The sequence below is a fragment of the Paenibacillus sp. JNU01 genome, from assembly GCF_059130585.1.
The window spans coordinates 5,171,602-5,189,446 of sequence record NZ_CP169723.1 but is presented as its reverse complement, the minus strand read 5'-3'; the positions used below and the strand labels follow the sequence as shown (position 1 = coordinate 5,189,446).

At 45.4% G+C, this 17,845-nt stretch carries 18 protein-coding genes; 4 read left to right on the top strand and 14 right to left on the bottom strand.

The window, feature by feature from the left end; translation table 11 throughout:
• Window positions 1-77: 77 nt before the first annotated feature.
• The 3 genes from NLBNIHML_RS22560 to NLBNIHML_RS22550 all read right to left on the bottom strand — a co-directional run bounded on the left by NLBNIHML_RS22560 (window position 78) and on the right by NLBNIHML_RS22550 (window position 3,098).
• Entirely contained in the window at window positions 78-935 is an 858-nt protein-coding gene (locus tag NLBNIHML_RS22560; RefSeq protein ID WP_494352820.1) for a hypothetical protein, read from the bottom strand.
• Between the two features lie 262 nt (window positions 936-1,197).
• Window positions 1,198-1,929, bottom strand: coding sequence for a nuclease-related domain-containing protein (locus tag NLBNIHML_RS22555; protein WP_494352819.1), 732 nt, complete (start codon window positions 1,927-1,929; stop codon window positions 1,198-1,200).
• Between the two features lie 275 nt (window positions 1,930-2,204).
• Window positions 2,205-3,098, bottom strand: coding sequence for an NAD(P)-dependent oxidoreductase (locus NLBNIHML_RS22550; RefSeq protein WP_339259113.1), 894 nt, complete (start codon window positions 3,096-3,098; stop codon window positions 2,205-2,207).
• A 202-nt stretch (window positions 3,099-3,300) separates the two neighbouring features.
• Here NLBNIHML_RS22550 and NLBNIHML_RS22545 point away from each other — a divergent pair, with 202 nt between their 5' ends.
• Genes NLBNIHML_RS22545 through NLBNIHML_RS22535 form a run of 3 tightly spaced genes read left to right on the top strand, consistent with a single transcriptional unit; the run spans window position 3,301 to window position 7,062 of the window.
• Complete coding sequence (locus tag NLBNIHML_RS22545) at window positions 3,301-4,431, top strand: GerAB/ArcD/ProY family transporter (RefSeq protein WP_494352818.1); 1,131 nt, start codon at window positions 3,301-3,303, stop codon at window positions 4,429-4,431.
• Window positions 4,394-5,902: a spore germination protein gene (locus tag NLBNIHML_RS22540; protein WP_494352817.1), complete on the top strand. Its 1,509-nt coding sequence runs from the start codon at window positions 4,394-4,396 to the stop codon at window positions 5,900-5,902. The genes NLBNIHML_RS22545 and NLBNIHML_RS22540 overlap by 38 nt, the downstream gene beginning before the upstream one ends.
• On the top strand, window positions 5,899-7,062 hold the full coding sequence (locus NLBNIHML_RS22535; protein ID WP_339239943.1) for a Ger(x)C family spore germination protein: 1,164 nt from the start codon (window positions 5,899-5,901) through the stop codon (window positions 7,060-7,062). The genes NLBNIHML_RS22540 and NLBNIHML_RS22535 overlap by 4 nt, the downstream gene beginning before the upstream one ends.
• A 208-nt stretch (window positions 7,063-7,270) precedes the next feature.
• Here NLBNIHML_RS22535 and NLBNIHML_RS22530 read toward each other — a convergent pair whose 3' ends face one another.
• Window positions 7,271-7,633, bottom strand: a complete 363-nt coding sequence (locus NLBNIHML_RS22530) for a hypothetical protein (RefSeq protein WP_494352816.1) — start codon at window positions 7,631-7,633, stop codon at window positions 7,271-7,273.
• A 189-nt stretch (window positions 7,634-7,822) separates the two neighbouring features.
• Between NLBNIHML_RS22530 and NLBNIHML_RS22525 the strand changes: the two genes are divergently transcribed.
• Window positions 7,823-8,356: a hypothetical protein gene (locus NLBNIHML_RS22525; RefSeq protein WP_339239937.1), complete on the top strand. Its 534-nt coding sequence runs from the start codon at window positions 7,823-7,825 to the stop codon at window positions 8,354-8,356.
• Between the two features lie 151 nt (window positions 8,357-8,507).
• Here NLBNIHML_RS22525 and NLBNIHML_RS22520 read toward each other — a convergent pair whose 3' ends face one another.
• The 10 genes from NLBNIHML_RS22520 to NLBNIHML_RS22475 all read right to left on the bottom strand — a co-directional run bounded on the left by NLBNIHML_RS22520 (window position 8,508) and on the right by NLBNIHML_RS22475 (window position 17,794).
• Window positions 8,508-8,786: a hypothetical protein gene (locus tag NLBNIHML_RS22520; RefSeq protein WP_339259103.1), complete on the bottom strand. Its 279-nt coding sequence runs from the start codon at window positions 8,784-8,786 to the stop codon at window positions 8,508-8,510.
• Between the two features lie 36 nt (window positions 8,787-8,822).
• On the bottom strand, window positions 8,823-9,104 hold the full coding sequence (locus tag NLBNIHML_RS22515; RefSeq protein WP_494352815.1) for a hypothetical protein: 282 nt from the start codon (window positions 9,102-9,104) through the stop codon (window positions 8,823-8,825).
• 263 nt (window positions 9,105-9,367) lie between these two features.
• Window positions 9,368-9,937: a hypothetical protein gene (locus NLBNIHML_RS22510; protein ID WP_494352814.1), complete on the bottom strand. Its 570-nt coding sequence runs from the start codon at window positions 9,935-9,937 to the stop codon at window positions 9,368-9,370.
• 403 nt (window positions 9,938-10,340) lie between these two features.
• A complete protein-coding gene (locus NLBNIHML_RS22505) occupies window positions 10,341-11,444 on the bottom strand; it encodes a toxic anion resistance protein (protein ID WP_494352813.1) in 1,104 nt (367 codons plus the stop codon).
• A 14-nt stretch (window positions 11,445-11,458) separates the two neighbouring features.
• On the bottom strand, window positions 11,459-12,190 hold the full coding sequence (locus tag NLBNIHML_RS22500) for a hypothetical protein (protein ID WP_472474249.1): 732 nt from the start codon (window positions 12,188-12,190) through the stop codon (window positions 11,459-11,461).
• A 153-nt stretch (window positions 12,191-12,343) separates the two neighbouring features.
• Window positions 12,344-13,384, bottom strand: a complete 1,041-nt coding sequence (locus NLBNIHML_RS22495; RefSeq protein ID WP_494352812.1) for an ATP-grasp domain-containing protein — start codon at window positions 13,382-13,384, stop codon at window positions 12,344-12,346.
• Complete coding sequence (locus tag NLBNIHML_RS22490; protein WP_494352811.1) at window positions 13,381-14,208, bottom strand: HAD family hydrolase; 828 nt, start codon at window positions 14,206-14,208, stop codon at window positions 13,381-13,383. The genes NLBNIHML_RS22495 and NLBNIHML_RS22490 overlap by 4 nt, the downstream gene beginning before the upstream one ends.
• Window positions 14,205-15,356 (bottom strand): cysteine protease StiP family protein, encoded by a 1,152-nt coding sequence (locus NLBNIHML_RS22485; RefSeq protein WP_494352810.1) that lies wholly within the window; start codon window positions 15,354-15,356, stop codon window positions 14,205-14,207. The genes NLBNIHML_RS22490 and NLBNIHML_RS22485 overlap by 4 nt, the downstream gene beginning before the upstream one ends.
• A 10-nt stretch (window positions 15,357-15,366) precedes the next feature.
• Window positions 15,367-16,767, bottom strand: a complete 1,401-nt coding sequence (locus NLBNIHML_RS22480) for a phosphoribosyltransferase family protein (protein ID WP_342571979.1) — start codon at window positions 16,765-16,767, stop codon at window positions 15,367-15,369.
• Window positions 16,703-17,794, bottom strand: a complete 1,092-nt coding sequence (locus NLBNIHML_RS22475; protein WP_494352809.1) for an HpcH/HpaI aldolase/citrate lyase family protein — start codon at window positions 17,792-17,794, stop codon at window positions 16,703-16,705. Before NLBNIHML_RS22475 ends, NLBNIHML_RS22480 begins: the two co-directional genes overlap by 65 nt.
• Window positions 17,795-17,845: the final 51 nt, after the last annotated feature.

Sequence of the window (17,845 nt, the reverse complement as noted above, 5' to 3'; positions counted from 1 at the left end):
TATGTGAGATCTAGGCATATAGCTCATTCGTTTAACTCATTCCAATTCTGTTCATCACTACTATGACTTTACTACTTTCACTTTCCGTAGATCTCCTCTACACGTTCTTCCTCATTTGTAGACAGCAGAACATTGAGCAGCCCCATGGCATTATTGGCATCACTTCTCGCCGTCTTATACATCTCGGCAAACGCCGCTTCATCCTGCTCCGGGTCCATCTCTGCAAGCTTGCCCCACGAAGTACGGGCTTTGTCGTATAGCGTACTGAGCGTGATGTCACGCGGATGCTGAGCAACAGGTGCCATGGATTCAAATTTTGCTGTCACACGGAAGAAATCCATAGAGTCCTGGAACGATGTACTGCTGTAATCCTTATTTTTCATTGCATCATCCGTAATCAACAGACCTTCACGGGCGATAAACAGCGTTTTCACCATGGCACGCTCCAGATTGGTTGCTTCTTCCCAAGTAACATAGGATTCATCAGGTGCTTGTACAGTTGTGAAATAAGGAAAGGCATCATCAATCAACCGCTGTGAATCGGAATGAATCGGCACCTCTGCGTTCATGTCCACAACAGCATCACTATAGTTGGCCACATTTATATTTTTGGAATCATTCTCACTAACCCGGCGCACCGGATGATCATTAAGCGGGATACGGATATAGCCAAGTTGATCAGAATACTGCTGCTTCAGCTCTTCCAGTGTAGAGTCCTTTCCAATCTTACCGTCATCAGTCGAAGAAGATTCTTTGGCGTCTGAACCTGTCTCCTTACCAGCAGTCGAACCGTTTGCTACCGTTTCGGTTACAGCAGCATTCGAGCTGCTTGTTTCGGATGACGTCTCTTTCGCTCCACCACCACAAGCTGTCAGTATCGCTGCCACACTGAACATGACCGTAAACGTCTTTATCGTATCATTCCATTTCATCATATGATCTTCCCCTATCGTATGTATATTCCTGAGAAACATTAACCTCTACTCCAACCCTTGAACAACTTATTTACAAAAATATCCTTTCAGATAACATAATCGATTCACAACTGAACACGTTCTACATTGTATCATAAGTCAAAAATGGGGTGTATACGACGATATACCTGTGTCTAAAGCCTTTTACTACTCGTGTATTAACTGACAAGATCGACACAAAAACACTGCCATCCGTATGGACAACAGTGTTCATGAAGTGTGATTATTTAATTCCTTTGGCCTTCTCCATGTGTTCTGACCGAATCCGAGGATCGGTCGAGTTCACCGATGATAAAAGGGCGTGAATCGCCTGAATATCCTTCTCTTGAAATACAGTCTCAGGAACTTCAGACTCAAGTCGTTCCGTCTTGCGCTGAATTGTCTCCACCAATTCATGGTCATAGATGATCAGTTCATCCGAATTCACATATCTTACAGCAGGATCAACACTAATGCGGCAACGGTTCGTGAAGGTCACCATGGAGACGAGACGCACTCTTTTGTAGTCTCCGAGGTGTGCATGAATGGCTTCCACATGTGCACGATGCTGCATGAGTGGATTGTACATTTTGACCCGGCTGCTGCTGACCGACCAATTGGCCTCTCTTCTTCCGCCGCGGATCTCACCTGTCGTCAGATTTCGGGTTTCGATTACAAAGATGGCCCGAGGTCCAATTACAACATGATCGATCTGCGAATAACCAGAGCGTGACTTCGGATTGGTAATAAGTAGATCGTTCAGCACTTTATACTCACTTGGAAGACCCATCAGCTGATCTGCTGTACTAGGCTCCTCCGGCGGGCGTGTCCAGTCCACTTCCGCTTTTTTCTTGCGTTTACTGCGGACCATACGCGGAGGAATGGCTGTCGTCGATGGTAAAGCTGAAGCGGAGGCTGTAATCGGGTTCGCAAGCTCTGGCTGTGTCTTGAACAGAGACAGGATTTTCTTGAACATGGGCAAGCTCCGTTCTATTATAGTGTGGGTTACGGGTGACCATTACAGGAGGAATAACATCCTTTGACACATTCATTATGTAAACTTCTATTACTTATGTCGGATAAAGAGGGGTTAAAATAAAGGGTTAACGACCAAAATCTCTCTAATACGCAAAGTACATATGAACATTTAACCAATTCTGTGACTTTAGACGCATGAATAAGCCGTAAAATAAAAAAAACAGCGCAACCTTTCCTGAATCGAAAAAGAATGCGCTGCTGTTCTCTTGGTTGTTAAGCCTGAAGATAATAGGTGTAGAGCACCTGTGTCCCCTTCTCTTCCAGACCATTATTCGCTATTTCCTGGTACAGGGATTCGGCCAGAGCCAGCCCAGGCGTGTTCATGCCCATCTCTTTTGCAGACTCCAGTGCAATGCCCATGTCTTTGATAAAATGTTTCACATAGAATCCAGGCTCATAATCGCCTGCGATCATGCGCGGACCGAGATTGCTGAGTGACCAGCTTCCGGCTGCCCCGGTAGCAATGCTCTTCAGCACGGTCTCCGCGTCCAGACCAGACGTCTTGGCATAGGCGAGTGCTTCGCATACGCCCATCATGCCAGAGGCAATGGCAATCTGGTTGCACATTTTAGTATGCTGCCCGGCTCCTGCCTTGCCTTGCAGCACAATGTTGCTGCCCATCTGCTCAAACAGCGGACGCACGGCTTCAAAGGCCGCCGAGCTTCCTCCAACCATAATGGACAGCTTGGCATTCTGCGCTCCGATATCGCCGCCCGATACAGGTGCGTCCAGTGCATGCAGTCCTTTGGCTTCCGCAGCTTCAGAGATTCTTGCCGCCAGAAGCGGACTGGATGTTGTCATATCAATCAGATATGACCCCGGGTTAGCATTGGCTACGAGACCATCTTCACCGAGATAGATCTCCTCCACATCCTTGGGATAACCCACCATCGTGATGATGACATCACACGCGGCAGCCAGTTTGCCTGGTGTATCATGCCATACGGCGCCTTCTTTCACTAACGCTTCCGCCTTGGCAGCGGTTCGCGTGTACACATGCAGCGGATATCCCGCTTGCTGGATGTGCCCAGCCATGCTTTTCCCCATCACGCCTGTACCAATAAAGCCAACTTTCGTCTCTCCAGGTGCCTTCGTTGTATTTGTCATCGCAGGTTTCCTCCCTATTTTCCCTATTTCTCTATGCTTCGCTCAGTGCTTGTCTTCGACATTGCTATATCTGTATGTTATAGCTTTCTGGTTAGTCCGTCCATCTCGTTTGCAGCTTTTTGTGAAAAAATCTGAAAAAGGAATCAATTTCCCAAATGCTGTGCAACCTAACGGAAACTACCTTGAGCGGACGGTGAATGCCATGAGCCAGGAAAAAGGTCAAATTACGATCTGGCTATCCTTTTCCATCATTTTATTAAGTGCCGGACTGGTCTGTCACGTCTTGTCCATTCCTGCAATTCTTGAAGAGGCTGGTCGGGACGGCTGGTTGTCAGTTGTTGTAGCTGCACCGCTCTTCATGTTGTTTCTATGCATGATGTTTATCGTTATTCGGCGCGTGCGTGGACAGCGGTTAACCGATTGGATCACCCGAGAGTTTGGCATTATTCCATCGTGGATTTTTCGCATAACCGCTGCAATTTTGCTGCTTGCGTTAGGGACACATACTTTATATGAAACAACGAACTGGACGGTATCTACCTATCTACCGTTCACACCCACCTATGTGTTAGCCGGAGTCGGTGTACTTGTTGCAGCATGGTCAGCAGCTAAAGGAATCCGTTCTATTGCCATGACTTCGAGCATCCTTCTGCCACTAGTTATTCTGCTTGGCTACTTCGTCATGTCTGCCAATATGAAGTATAAAGATTATGGTCAGTTATTCCCCATGATGGAACACGGCTTCGCTCCGATTATGCGGGGTATGATCTATTCTCTTGCCGGACTAATGGAGATTTGGATTCTAATGTTATTCCAGCATGAGATCAAAAGCAAACTGCGCTGGTGGCATGTCCTGTTACTTGGAATTTTCATGATCAGTATGGCCATTGGACCTACCATGGGAGCCATTGTGGAATTTGGCCCGGAAGAGGCTGCCAAACAGCGAAACAGTCCCTATGAACAATGGAAACTTGTGAATATCGGCAAGTTGTTTCAGCACGTGGATTTTCTCTCCATTTACCAATGGCTGAGCGGTTCATTCGCCCGAGTAGCCATCTCGATATATCTTATCGTGGACCTGCTGGATATCCGCAGACCGAAGAAGCGATATATCACCATTCTCTGTATCTCATTCGTTATGTGCGCTTTTGCCATCCAGTGGTGGCGCATTGATTATGTGGATTATTATGTGGACCATATCCAGTTTCCCGTCATGCTCGCTTATGTGGCAATCGTTACTGTCCTGTTAACGCTGGCCGCTCTCATTCACAAAAAGGACAAGGAGGTTGCTCAACATGTCGAATCCACCCAAAACAACACCAACAAAAACTGAACCGAATACACCTTTCCATATGACCGAACACAATCTGACAACCTTTTTTGCCGGGTCTGATGATGTCATCATCGATAAACATATATTTGGCGATTCGCAAATGAAGCTGATTATGTGCTATTGCAGCGGTATGGTCGATACTCAAGCCATCTATGATATCATTCTGCCAGATTTGAAAAGGACCTATGAATCAACTCATTTTGTTCGCATTTCTGACATCGAAAAAAACATCAGTCTCCAGTGGAGCACTGTTGATCTGAATGATCCGGCGTATGGGACTGAACTTATGTCCCTACGTGTATTTGAAGGACATATTCTCATCTGCCTCCCCTCTCTTCAAGCCATGTGGAGCCTAGACATTTCCAACATACCTACACGGACACCGGAAGAATCCACGACAGAAGTATCCATCCGTGGAGCGAGGGATGGTTTTATCGAACCTCTTGCAGTGAATGTCGCTTTGATTCGTACCAGACTGCGTACCAACCAATTAGCCTGCAATATCGAACTTATTGGCTCACGGTCAGCCACCAAGGTAGCATTGATGTATATCAAGAACATTGCCAATTCGGAATTAATTGATGAAGTCAAGCATCGTCTACGCACAATCCAAACAGAGCGTATCATGACGGCCAATGAACTTGAAGAGTTGTTATCACCTGCCAAGATCACCTTATTTCCGTTAACTCACTATACCGGCAGGCCAGACTTTGCAGCAGAATGCTTGCTCAATGGTCGCTTCATTCTTATTGTAGATGGTAATCCCAGTGCAATCATCGGACCCGTTAATCTGTTTCTGTTGCTCAAATCACCAGAAGATGCCAGCTTTCCTTTTTTACCTGTCAATGTAGGTCGCATGTTGAGGTTTATCGGTCTGTTGGTCACCATATTTTTGCCCGGATTTTATATTGCGTTAACCTCTTTTCATATGGATCAGATTCCTTTTCCACTCGTGGCAACAATATCTGTTGGACGGATGGGTTTGCCTATGGAATCGGGCATAGAAATGTTTCTAATCATGTTGCTGATGGAATTGTTCCGGGAAGCCGGGGTTCGTTTGCCAAGCGCAATCGGTCAGACCTTAACGGTCGTGGGTGGCTTGATTATCGGGGACTCAGCCATCCGTGCCGGTATGGTATCCCCGTTGATGATTGTCGTTATTGCAGTAACGGTGGTTGCTGGGGCAACCATTGTCAATCAAGTTATGACAAGTTCCATCCTGATTCTTCGTTTTCTATGTTTTGTCTTAGGGGTAACACTGGGCATCTATGGGTTCATTCTGTCGATGATTTTGTTTCTCATCTACCTGACTGATCTCAAGTCATTTGGCATCCCCTATCTGACGCCTTTAACCCCACTGAGTTTCAAACAAGCCCTCTCATCTTTATTCAAAATGCCAACGGGCATTGGCAAACGCAGACCTGTCTATTTGGAGACGCAGAAACCGCGCAAGGAAGGTAATGAACGATGAACAGACTGTTGCGTCGCTGTGTGCTAGGATTGTTGAGTCTTTCCCTAGTCCTCATGACGACCGGATGCTGGAGTGCATACGAAATTCAGCAGGTAGACTATGCAAAGGCGATCGGTATCGATTTCAAAGACGGTATGTATCACATTTATGTACAGACCCTGGACTTTTCGAGTATAGCCAAGAGTGAGAGCTCCAGCAAAACTGCGGAAGCACCTCCGATCTGGGTTGGTCATGCTGAAGGGAAGACAATGAGTCTCGCGATGAACGAATTATGGCGTGCCTCACAATTACACATTGCCTGGGGACATGTGACCGCGATTGTACTTGCAGACGGAGTGTTGAATAACAAACACATCAAGGATGTGTTTGACATGCTCGGGCGCTTCCCCGAAGCCCGTTATACCACCTGGGTATATGGTACACGTGAACCCTTACTGGATATTTTGAGCACAGCATCCATCTACAATCTTTCACCGCTGGATAGCATCCTCCACAATCCTTTGCCCAGTTACATGGAAAACTCTTTATTTGCACCCGTTCTCAGCTTCGAATTGATTGCAACGCACAATGATCCAGCAACTACGACGTATCTACCAGTCATTTCTTTGAATAAGGAACTCTGGCTCCAAAATAAAAAAGAACATGATCTGTTCCTGATCGAAGGAGCCTTTTTCGAGAGGACGGGAAAGAATTTTGAGTTCATGTCACACAATGATCTACCGGGTTACCACTGGCTGGTCAAAGGCATGCGCCGAGCACCCTTGCTGATCCAGAAGGACAATGTCATCTACGGTGCTCTCAGTGTTGGTCTGCCTACCATTAAAATTAAACCGATTATCCACGGAGATCACGTCACATTCTCTATTGATGCCAAATATCTAACAGCATTATATGAATATCTGGTTCCCATGCCATACGATGAAATGACCCGGGTAAGTGAAGATAAACTAAAAGAACAGATTATGGAAACGTATCGCCATGGCTTGGAACGAGGAGTTGATGTATTCGGCCTGCAAGAAAAACTGTACCGCAAAGACCCGAAATTGTGGCACAAGTTATCCGGTGACGGAGAAAAATTAATTCTATCCGAGGATTCTATTGAGGAACTCAATATACACCTTACGATCCCATATACAGGAAAATATAAGAGAAAAGTATAGAACCAAGCCATCCCGCTTATCATGAGGAACAACACAGGAGGATGGCTTATTTTTTTAGGTTATAATTCACCTCCTACTCTTCATTATCAAGAGATGAGTAGATAATATATCCTTCGTCGTTCAGACCTTTTATGTCCCATATCATCTCCTCGATCAGTTGCTGGATTACCGCAGGAGTCAGACCGTTCATAGCGAGGTCTTGTAACTTTCATTTCTTATAATAATCCATGACCCGCAACCGCGTAGTCAGGACCAACGTCTGAGGAATAAGCACGAAGACAATATATATCAGTACAATTAACCATAGATGTGCGGCAAAATTCTCAGCACCGAATGATGGTTTCGGACGCTCAATCCAATACCACCAGCACGGGATGCCAATAAACCATGTCAAGCCCGTAGAAAGGAACATATCTTTCACATCGCTCCATAGAAAGCAGAACACCGCGACGAACAAAATAGGACCTGTCCAAGTATCCAGTATCGGTCCCCAGCTCTGGAAGACAAAGATAATGGCAGGATACAGAAGATTGATGGTCCAGCGACAGATGTTATTAGTATAAAGATTCAATATTTTTCACCTCGTTACGTACCGTTGCAATTTCACGTAAAAATACAGGCTACAAAAATTAGCGAAGATATGCATTCTCGATTTTAAAAGTTCATTCATTACATACTGGGAAAGAAATGAAGCGAGTAAGCATCATTTTGGATATAATTGCTCATACTACCTTCAGGAAATTATCGAAGGAGTGACAGTATGAGATTAAAAAGTATGATTGCTGTTGGAGCTGTGTTAACTTGCTCAACTTTGTTATGGGGATGTGGCAATGGCACTGCGAATAATGCTTCCCAGCAGCAGAATGACACCGTCCGATCGGAGAGTTGGAGCGATCCCAAACGACTGGAAGCTTCCCATCTCGAAGCACTTGAGCGTATGGAGAAAGATCATATCCACCGGATGGTTTCACTTAGTGCAAGCACAGATGGAGACAAAGTAATGACCGTGCTTGATCGGTCGAGCCAGAAGCTGGAGGAGATGAGGCCACTCGCCGAAATGCTCCAGCATGAAGGACATCCCGCTTTATTACAGCGAATTCAGGACATGTCAGGTGATATTCAAGGTTCCAAATCGGTCATTGCCGAGATGAAGAAATTGCCTCAGGATGGCAAGATTAAGATTCAATCCGAGAATTCCGATTCCTTGCATCACATCAGCAGCTTCCGCGATTACCACCAGTACATTCAGGGAAACGTACAATCTTTGAACAAGAATACTCATGATTTACACTAAACAGTATTGGTTCTGTTTACCCGAGTGACTCATCCTTGTAAAAAAAGCAAGGCTCTTTTATGAGATTAGTTACACTTCTTTATATGCAAAAGGTTAGACTGTGACGAGTAGTCCTGACCAACTCCCCTCACGGTCTAACCTCACTTCTCTGCTACTCACTCGCACCGAGATACGTCAGTAACCCCGCCAGCGTCGTCACAATAAAGATGTGAATCCATACGTTGGCCGCTCCATACGACATGTTGAAAAACCCCAGATAGCTAAAAGAATCGCCTCCGTAACTACCCATTTGGAATATGAGTAGCATACACAGCAAAATACTGAACACGACCACGGTCAGCGCTCCGGCTTTTAACCTTCTATCCTCATCCATTCGAAAAATCAACAAAACACCAAATACGAGCGCAATCAAAAACACAATAAATAACATACGGAATTGATCTCTCCTTATTTCTCTAGTTGCCTGCTACTCTACCCATAGAGATACCCAGATGAACATCGTGAATAACAAGACGGGCACCAGAGCACCTGTGGTTAAGATAATCCATAATGTCGCGGGCTTGATCCTTTGGCAGTATGCATCGACTTTGCGCATCCGATCTTTACGCCATTTGGCGAACCTGAGCTGTCTGATCATCCGATTCAGAACGGTTTGTCGATGCTCGCCCTCTTCGAATTCTTCGATCGCACGCCGTAACTCCTCGTATAATTGAGCCTCTTCCTGCCTTGCTACTGTAGGTGTAATCATCTGATCCTTCCTCCCATGAGCACATTATTGAGAGACCGCACCTGACCTTATCGAACCTCACTAACATGCCTATATATTTGTATTCCCCACCTAAATATGCCACTACATTACTTAAATAACACATTACAGACCTGCAAAGTTTGACGTTTTCACAAAAAAAATGAATAAACCAAAAAGCCCGGCATGGCCCGGACTTGGATTAATGCACACTTCATTATTATTTTGGATGGTTGACCTTCCACCAATATATCAGAGTCATAACTCTACCATCTTTTGTTATTGTAATCTCCCATATGATTATCGCTGATATTCCCCAGCCTATCAAATGTATCCTTGTATATTCGAATAATCGATTGAACCTTGCTAAAATCAGGGTCTTCGGGTCCGATGCCTTCCATGAACATTTTTTGAATGATCTCTTGAAAAAACTCCACTCTTGCATGAATCTGCTGCTGTTCTTGCTGAAGTATCTCTTCAAAACTATGATTTTCTATGTAACTCATAAGACCATCATCACCCTGATATGAACGATCATCGATTCGAGGATTTACTTCGAATTGTTCCGGATCGTCAGGCTGAAGATTTACGGTAGTTCGCAAATGAGATAGCATGATCTTTTCTTTTGCAAGCATCACGTGAAAATCCTTGTTCTTCAGCAAGTCCGCAACAATTAGGCTGCACATATCCCGATTCTCGATTAGAATGCCATCAAATGGATGCAATGTCCAATGTCCATTGGACCAAAACAGATTAAAATTAAAAATCTGACTGCCGTATTTGTACTGAATGTTAATCTTGGTCTCGTCAATAATTTCGAATGAAAATTCCAGCATGTTAAGTAATCTCCTTCACACACTTCCAAAGTTTACCTTCATTCTATCAAATGCTCCATAAAAAATACAGAAGTTTAACGGTCATTCAACTCCGCAATCGACTCAGCCTTCTCGCTACTTGCAACAACGATTAATACACAGGCAATACCGGCAATAATGAGAGATAACATACCCCTGGCCCCTTTCATTATGAAGCTGCAACATATATACATATGGTATGCAATAGAATGCAGTATATGCCCAGTATTCCCGCTTGAAAAATTGAATAAACCTGCATCGATCTCGACCTTAAGGATTTCTATGAATTCAAGCTATAGACGCAAAAAAGAGACGCACCAGCGCCTCTCTACTTCAATCCTATGAAAAAAAATATGAAACTCAAACATAGAAACCAAATGTAAAACTAATCCAAATAAGAGCTTAACGAGTTGGCATCGGGTTGGTTTTTAGCTTGAATATTCCCCGCCTTGGGAGCCTCCAGACCCAACCTTTCACTCATGCCTGCATTGAGCGCAGTCATCTTGGCTGTATAGTCATTACAGCTCTCGATAATGCGGCGATTGGACTGCTCAGACAGATCGAGAGCAGACATCAGATCTCCGATGGCCTGGTTCACCGATTCCATGGACATGGCCGGTTTGGCTAACAAATTATTGGTCTTTTCTGTCGTTGTACGCAGTAATCTGGCATTTTCCTTGAACTGTTCTTCAATTGTTTTATTAGTTGCTTCCACAGCGGAAATGACCTTCTCCTGATCATTCAAAGCCATGGCAATCATGGCAGATACCGTAATCAGATTGGCTGTCTTATCAATGGCATTGTTCACGGAATCAATAAGTTTATCATTATTATCATTAATAATATCCGTAGCTGCAATAGCTTGATTATACAGCATGATCATTTCGGTCATGGATTGAGTGCGGGTAACCACCTTACGCAATCCACGCTCCAAGTGAGCCTTGCGGCTCTCATTCTCAGGCTTGGCAATCTCTGCCTCAAACAGATCCTTCAACTGATTACCAAAAGCAATTTTGGTTTGCAGGTTATAAATCTCCTGAATGGAAGACCGTTTTAACTGACGCATACTCACAATGCTCTCTTCCAGATTGTCCTTCCCATCCCGTAAACCATTAATAATACTATCAATATTGGTTCGCACAGACTGGTAACGGTAGACATAGTTCTTCAGTGGACTTTTGCGCAGTAACCGCCCTACAAAACTAACGTTTTTGCTCTGCTGTAAACTTTCACACTCATCTCTCAGCTTCAAGATCATCGTGGACACTTCAGCCCGATTGCCGGACATGAGATCATTCACAGGTCGATCCAGCATTTTCAGCGTTTGTCCCGCTTTTTCCTGTGTCTTCACACCCAGCTTGCCGATATCATCCATTAATAAATCCAGTTGAACAGCATCGGTTTGCGATACCTTTTGAATTAATTGGGTTGCCTCCTGATTAATCCGCTGCTGGTCATCCTGTTTTAATTGAATATATTCCGTTGCCATACCAACCATCCCTCCTATAATTCGGAGCTATTATACCTTTGATGAATAAGCTCTGCTTTGTTCTGAAGCTCCAATAGATCTTTATGTTCGATTGTAGATACAATCTCTGAAATCTTGGAATCGACATCCTTCAGGCCATTTAACAACATTCTGCGATTGGTTCGCTTGGCTTCTCCACTCAAACGAAGAAAAGGGTTAATAAAACCATTTAAATCTTTCAAAATCAATCTGCGCATCGTATGGTTAATATCCCCGTTGTTTAACTCTTTCAGTGCCGGAATGACTCGCTGCAATCTGGCAAAAAGGGCTAACGACTTCTCCACAATTTCATTGTCCAGTTCATTTTTTTGGCCCTCAGAGATCACCATATCTTCCAAAACTTCGAGATATTCAATGACTGGACCAAAAATAGGATCTGATTCTTCTTGTTGTGGCGAACGTCCTGCTTCCGATCGTCCAGAGGTTTCTGCACGTTCAGTGGTCGGACTGACCTCCTGGTTAGCAGATCGATTACCCACAGCTTGTTCCCCTGCTCCGCCGTTCATTTCAACAACTCTTCTGCGATCGGGGTCAGAACCAGATGTCTCAATGATTGGCCCACGGGGCCGTGAAGGAATTATGCCTCCGGCCATTGTCGCCAAAGCCGGGATTGCCCATGATACAAATTCAGGAACAAAGGGACTGCTTACAGCCGCAAGGCCATATCCAATCAGCGCACCCAGCCCGATTTTTGTTATGCGTAACATCGTTTATCCTCCTGCCTGTAACAACACATGATATACAATGAACAAATGAAGACTGCACTTGATCACTTGATTCCTGTGTAATTATCAAGATCATCTTCATAATCGTATTGTAAGAAAACCAGTCAGAAGGTGTCAATGTTTGGAAACTAATCTCTAATGGCTTCTAACTTTCTGCGTATCCATAATTAATGGTTGTTCCACATGACATCCCAATATACCGTATTGCGGAGAAAGGGGACCGACTTCATAACCCAGAGCCAGCTTCACAGCCAGATATGGGAAATTGATTCCCGAAAGGCAGGACACATGTAATCCCCCGGACATTCTTGGATTAATCTCCAGAAGTTTCGGAGTCTCTTTACGATATTTCATCTGGATGTTGAAGTTATATGGAATGCGATAAGCAGCAGCAACATCACTTGCAATTTTTAATAGTTCAGCATGCTCTTCAAGCCTTCTTAGTCGTCCACCTGCTTTGCAGCGAGGCACAGCCGCGAGCAGATTCCCCTCACTGTCAGCCAAACAATCTATACTGTATTCATAACCTTCGAGACGTTCCATGACCATAATGTTTGGAAAGGACTCCACAGTAGAAAAGGCACGGAAAGCATCTTCAAAAGAGATACGGTTCTGAGTGTGCCCAAACAACTCTTCCAATGGATTACGACTATTGTCGATCACCCGGAATCCCATGCCGCCTTCACCATTACATGGTTTGAAACACACCTCATGTCCAGTGTTGGAAAGTGCATCATAGGCCTGTTTGAATTGGGAGGCATTGCTGACAGTGAAGTAATCCGGAATATTCATGATTCCCAGTTCACGTACAGATTCATAGAAACGGTCTTTCTCCATCAATTGTTCCAACAACTCTGTATCCTTGCAAACCAGAACCTTGGTGCCGATCTCTTCGAAAAGATGAGCATTCTTACTGATATCCAGCATATGGAGACGTGGGATAAATATATGGATCTGATGTCTACGACAAAAATCAAGACAGAAATCAACATACTCTTTTCCCGTAACCTTTGGTTCCAACTCCGCATGATCACATCCCTGGAGTGCCATGTTATTCGGATCGGAATGCGTGCCGTAGATCTCGAACTGCATACCATCTTCGTTGTTTCGAATCAGATTCATATAGTGATACGCCACCGAGAACCAACGATTAAAATAAATACGGGTCTTGTTCATGAGACGGCATCTCCTATCGCAACATGGTGTGTAGAGCGGACATATTCCAATATCTCATCGGCGGCAAATATACCGGATTGTTCGGTGAACTGGTAAGGGATCACATCGGGATTCCGCTGCTTCTCCCGGTAAAGTTCGCCATGCCGTGGAGCAATAGCATAATCTGCGAAATCGAGTAAACAACGATCCAGTAAAGAGTCCCCAGAGGCTATAACAGGAACATGTCCGATCTGCTGTCGAACATGTTCTACCGCAGCGCTCTTGTTCACTCCAGAAGGAACAAGGTACAGCTTGCGCCCTTGGATGGAAGCCCCCCATCCCAACGCTCCCAACGCCTGAATCTTCTCTGTAACTTGCTCTAACGGCATACGGTCACGATGAATGACAAAGGCATAGAACAACTCATCACATAGTCGCTCCCCTGCAACCCAGTCGCTGTTCAGCACATCACCAAACATCTGTCTTACCTCATCTGCCGTAGCCGAATGCTGTTGAAGCTGAGAACGAACATATTCGTTCCAGGCCAGGTCCACTTCACCGTTAATTAGAATATTTCCACCATTACTCGTTATCGCATAAGCCGGAATGACATCCTGCTGAAAAATCCGAATACGCTGGTACTGCTCCACTGTCCGTGTAGTCACAGGGATAAATATAATATCTTCGGGGAGAGTCTTGAGACGATGCAACGCCTCGGCTGACATAAAGGCTGATAATTCACCACGAATCCATTCGGCTGGGACGAGTCCTGGGGCATCCTCGGAAACGCCCATCGAACGCCGGGAATAGATCAGGGTCTGATCCAGATCACTTGCATAAATCATTCGCCGCCCCCCTTTACCGATTGAATAATACCGCAGCATGAATAGCTCAATCCAGGGAACACTTCAACCGGGACACCCCGGTCTTGTGCGAGCAGCATAATATGTCTCAGATTAGGATTGTTCGGACGATCAATCAGGATCTTCCAAGGTACACGGCGCAATAGTACCCGCGTCGTCTCTCCGATCCCTGGCTTGATCAGATTCACATCACCGATACCGAATGCCTGTTGAATGGATTGGATATCCTGCATTCCCTGCCAGGTCACTTCGGGGGGATGAGCAAGTGCTTCATCCGCTTGAAGGGATGCCTCCTGTTCAACTTTGGCAAAGTAATCAGATACCTGGTCCACAAACACGTTGGACAGATCGGATGAAGCCCACTCTTTGTACCACTTGGCTCCATGGAAGTCTTCCGGTCCGATGAGGTCATCCCGCAGTACGGTACGGCTCATTAGGCCGGATACGGTTGAGTTCAGACAAGCGCTTGGGATCAGGTAATCTTCTCGGGTTCCATATGTAGCCGAGCATTGCCCGGGATCGGCCAACACGGCAAGATCATCATCCAATCTGATGCTATAACGTTCATTCAGGCTTTCACAAGCTTCCACCAGCACCTTGCGAATGGCTCCCTTGCCTGTCCAGCCATCAATGAATTGAATAGGTGCATGGAGTCCATGCTGCTGCCAAATATATAGAATGGCGTTCTCATCAATCCCTTTTCCACGAATAATGGAAATACTGTAATGAGGCATATCCACATTATATTTCATGGAAATATAACGTTTGACCAAAATGCCAATTGGCGTTCCGGCACGAGCGAGCGAGACCAGAACGGTATCCAGTCCCCTCTTGCGCACGATCATCTCCGCTACAACGGCGGCAGCCATAGCGACCTTCTCTGCAGATTGCGCCAATGTATCATGGAACAACTCAATATATTCATCCGTAGGGTGATACTCCACGGGCAGCATTTCCGAATAATGCACACCCGACTGAATGGCTTGTTCACGCTCTCCGGTCTCTTTTTCCAACTGAATATTACTTAAATCCTTCAACAGAAATACAACGTCAGACGGGTCATAACTGCCTAGTGGGTCAGGTGATTTAACTTTGCGCTTCAGCACACTCTCAATTGTAGGTAAGTTCATAGCTGTCTTCTCAGCCCTCCTGTGGAACACCGCAGTACACCACGTATATTTGCTTACATCCGAGTTGGGACAATACATCCAGCATAGGCTGCATTCGTTCTTCAGACATATGTCTTTCCATCAAAACAAAAATCTCATCATATTGCCCAGGTAATACATTGTATATATAATTGCGAACAGTCGGATCTTCTGGCGAAGCATATCCTTCACCTGCAACAACTGCATATCCTGGACGATTCACCGTATGGATTGGGCTCCGAGTCGTGGACTGATACATCACCCCGTCACCCATCTCAGCGGCAACTCGCATCGGAATATGCATAAACTCCCCTGTACCCATCACAAGGGTATGCCGGCCCTTCCTTTTTTCTCGCAACAGGGCTGCGATCCTGGAGATACCTGAGTCCAGACCAGCATTATGACTTGAATGAATGCCGAATCGGCCTGTGTACCGAAGATAAGGAGCCGACCAGCGATTCCCCTTCGAATCCGCAGATACAGCGCGCCATGGCTCCAGTTCACCGGCAACAGATATAACATGTATCAACGATGCGGATTCAGTACCCGTCTTCTCTCCAGAAGCATCGATAGATGGTTCGCCCATCACCTGAATTTTTCCTTTTAACAAGCATAGTGGAGTGATCGTTATTCCAAGTTCATGTTCCAGTGCTGTGAATTTCTGCTCATCTGCATCAGTCCGCCAATCCAGCAAAGACGCAATATAATATTGTTTGCGCGGATAGGTGCGCTGGATATCCCGAATAATGTTCAATGTGGTATTGCCCGTTGTGATCTCATCATCCACAAGAACAAGAGGTCCACCCTCTGCGAGTGATTCCGAGTCCAGAGCGTAACAGCGATGAGACATCGCATGAGAATGCTCCTCCTCGAATTGAATATCCGGCTCGATTTCAGGCAGGTACTCTCTTGTGGAATGAATATACGTTGCACGATCAGCGAACAGCTCGTACATGCTGTGTCCCAGAGCGGTAGCTGTCTCGGCAAAACCGACAAATCTCACGTCTTCAGGCAAAGTCATCTGAACTTTCATTAAAGACTCATAAGCCTCACGAGCTTGATCCGGATCAATTAATCCGCGGACCATGCATTGTTTCCACGCTGCAATTCGTTTGTCTTCTCCTTGACTTAAATCTTCATACAGCAGAACCGCCAGAGCCGCTCCGCTGAGCAGTGAAGTATACGGATTGACGGCAATATGCTTGCCAAGCAATTTACTGACAAAGAGAAATGATCGTTTTTTATTCAATCGAGCCGCCATGGAGAACAGATTCTCCAATGGAATTTCCAATGGATTATGTGTGGTCTCAATCGTGACATGGAATTGATCAAGAATAGGAAACGTATGTTTGTTCATGTTTGGGCAAGAGCCCGACATAATGCTGCTGTTCATGTAACACCCCATATATTTGTGATCGGATTAAAATTCGTTTCGCCCAACTCAAGTGTGGTTTAATCTCGTTCATCTTATTGGTATACGTGCTTTTGAAAACACCCATGCTTCCGTCATTACGGCCTACAATGCCCTGTGCGTCCATGAATTCTTCATGCGTTACGACATACATCGCCTGAACGGGCTTGATCTGTGTTGGATGAATGATCGTTTTTCCGACAATGCCATTCTCCTTATCCATCATGACCTCACGCATGAGTCCATCCATAGAGTTAGAGATGTATTTCATTCTCAGGTTCTTGCCCGGCTTACCTAGTGATTCTTCGAATGGCGTCTGTCTTAATTGGGGCTTGAATACACGCTCCCGCTGGCTAAAATACTCCCATACCGGCCCGGATATTACATAACCGTTGTCTGCGCGTCCATATAGATTGATGATATCGGATATGCAATCACGTATGGTTGCAATATCATATATCGTGAGTTCCGGACTTCGTCTCAGACCAAACAAGCTTGAGAAATCCGTTGCACCAATTCGAATGTTCAGGATATAGGGAGCATACTCGTCCACAATCTGTTTCACTTGGATCAATGTATCCCAGCGTGTTTCCCGATAGATCACACCCGCTGTCTCCAAAATAGGCATAGCGTACAGGAGTGGATGAGTACTGTCTTTCTGCTGATTATATTCGTGAACAAGCTGCAGATAAGCCCTTCCATTCGTACAGTCAAACTTGGGAAGTGCCACACCTGTTAACAAGGTCATTCGCTCACCTAACACCTCAAAAAGATGTTCCAGCTGCTCCGGGGACCTCGTCCGGACAAAAAGCAAAGGCAATTGATTGGGCGATAACTTTCCCGTCTCCAGGTGCCCTGTTAGAAATGTAAGCTGCTGCGCCAAACATTGCTCCGCAAATTCTACTTGCTCGTCACCTACTGCATCTTCCAGGTCAATGATGATGGTTGTGAGTCCTTCATGCTTACCGTTCATAATATCGTCCGCAATATGCGGACGGGTGGCTGGCATGTACAAAGCAGCCCCAACAGCATATGCCAGTATTTCTTTGGAGGTTCGATG

Excerpts from the sequence above, each read along its gene's own strand:
- NLBNIHML_RS22560 (WP_494352820.1), bottom strand. The coding sequence starts at position 935 with ATGATGAAATGGAATGATACGATAAAGACGTTTACGGTCATGTTCAGT.
- NLBNIHML_RS22555 (WP_494352819.1), bottom strand. The coding sequence starts at position 1,929 with ATGTTCAAGAAAATCCTGTCTCTGTTCAAGACACAGCCAGAGCTTGCG.
- NLBNIHML_RS22550 (WP_339259113.1), bottom strand. The coding sequence starts at position 3,098 with ATGACAAATACAACGAAGGCACCTGGAGAGACGAAAGTTGGCTTTATT.
- NLBNIHML_RS22545 (WP_494352818.1), top strand. The coding sequence starts at position 3,301 with ATGAGCCAGGAAAAAGGTCAAATTACGATCTGGCTATCCTTTTCCATC.
- NLBNIHML_RS22540 (WP_494352817.1), top strand. The coding sequence starts at position 4,394 with ATGTCGAATCCACCCAAAACAACACCAACAAAAACTGAACCGAATACA.
- NLBNIHML_RS22535 (WP_339239943.1), top strand. The coding sequence starts at position 5,899 with ATGAACAGACTGTTGCGTCGCTGTGTGCTAGGATTGTTGAGTCTTTCC.
- NLBNIHML_RS22525 (WP_339239937.1), top strand. The coding sequence starts at position 7,823 with ATGAGATTAAAAAGTATGATTGCTGTTGGAGCTGTGTTAACTTGCTCA.
- NLBNIHML_RS22520 (WP_339259103.1), bottom strand. The coding sequence starts at position 8,786 with ATGTTATTTATTGTGTTTTTGATTGCGCTCGTATTTGGTGTTTTGTTG.
- NLBNIHML_RS22515 (WP_494352815.1), bottom strand. The coding sequence starts at position 9,104 with ATGATTACACCTACAGTAGCAAGGCAGGAAGAGGCTCAATTATACGAG.
- NLBNIHML_RS22510 (WP_494352814.1), bottom strand. The coding sequence starts at position 9,937 with ATGCTGGAATTTTCATTCGAAATTATTGACGAGACCAAGATTAACATT.
- NLBNIHML_RS22505 (WP_494352813.1), bottom strand. The coding sequence starts at position 11,444 with ATGGCAACGGAATATATTCAATTAAAACAGGATGACCAGCAGCGGATT.
- NLBNIHML_RS22500 (WP_472474249.1), bottom strand. The coding sequence starts at position 12,190 with ATGTTACGCATAACAAAAATCGGGCTGGGTGCGCTGATTGGATATGGC.
- NLBNIHML_RS22495 (WP_494352812.1), bottom strand. The coding sequence starts at position 13,384 with ATGAACAAGACCCGTATTTATTTTAATCGTTGGTTCTCGGTGGCGTAT.
- NLBNIHML_RS22490 (WP_494352811.1), bottom strand. The coding sequence starts at position 14,208 with ATGATTTATGCAAGTGATCTGGATCAGACCCTGATCTATTCCCGGCGT.
- NLBNIHML_RS22485 (WP_494352810.1), bottom strand. The coding sequence starts at position 15,356 with ATGAACTTACCTACAATTGAGAGTGTGCTGAAGCGCAAAGTTAAATCA.
- NLBNIHML_RS22480 (WP_342571979.1), bottom strand. The coding sequence starts at position 16,767 with ATGAACAGCAGCATTATGTCGGGCTCTTGCCCAAACATGAACAAACAT.
- NLBNIHML_RS22475 (WP_494352809.1), bottom strand. The coding sequence starts at position 17,794 with ATGCCAGCCACCCGTCCGCATATTGCGGACGATATTATGAACGGTAAG.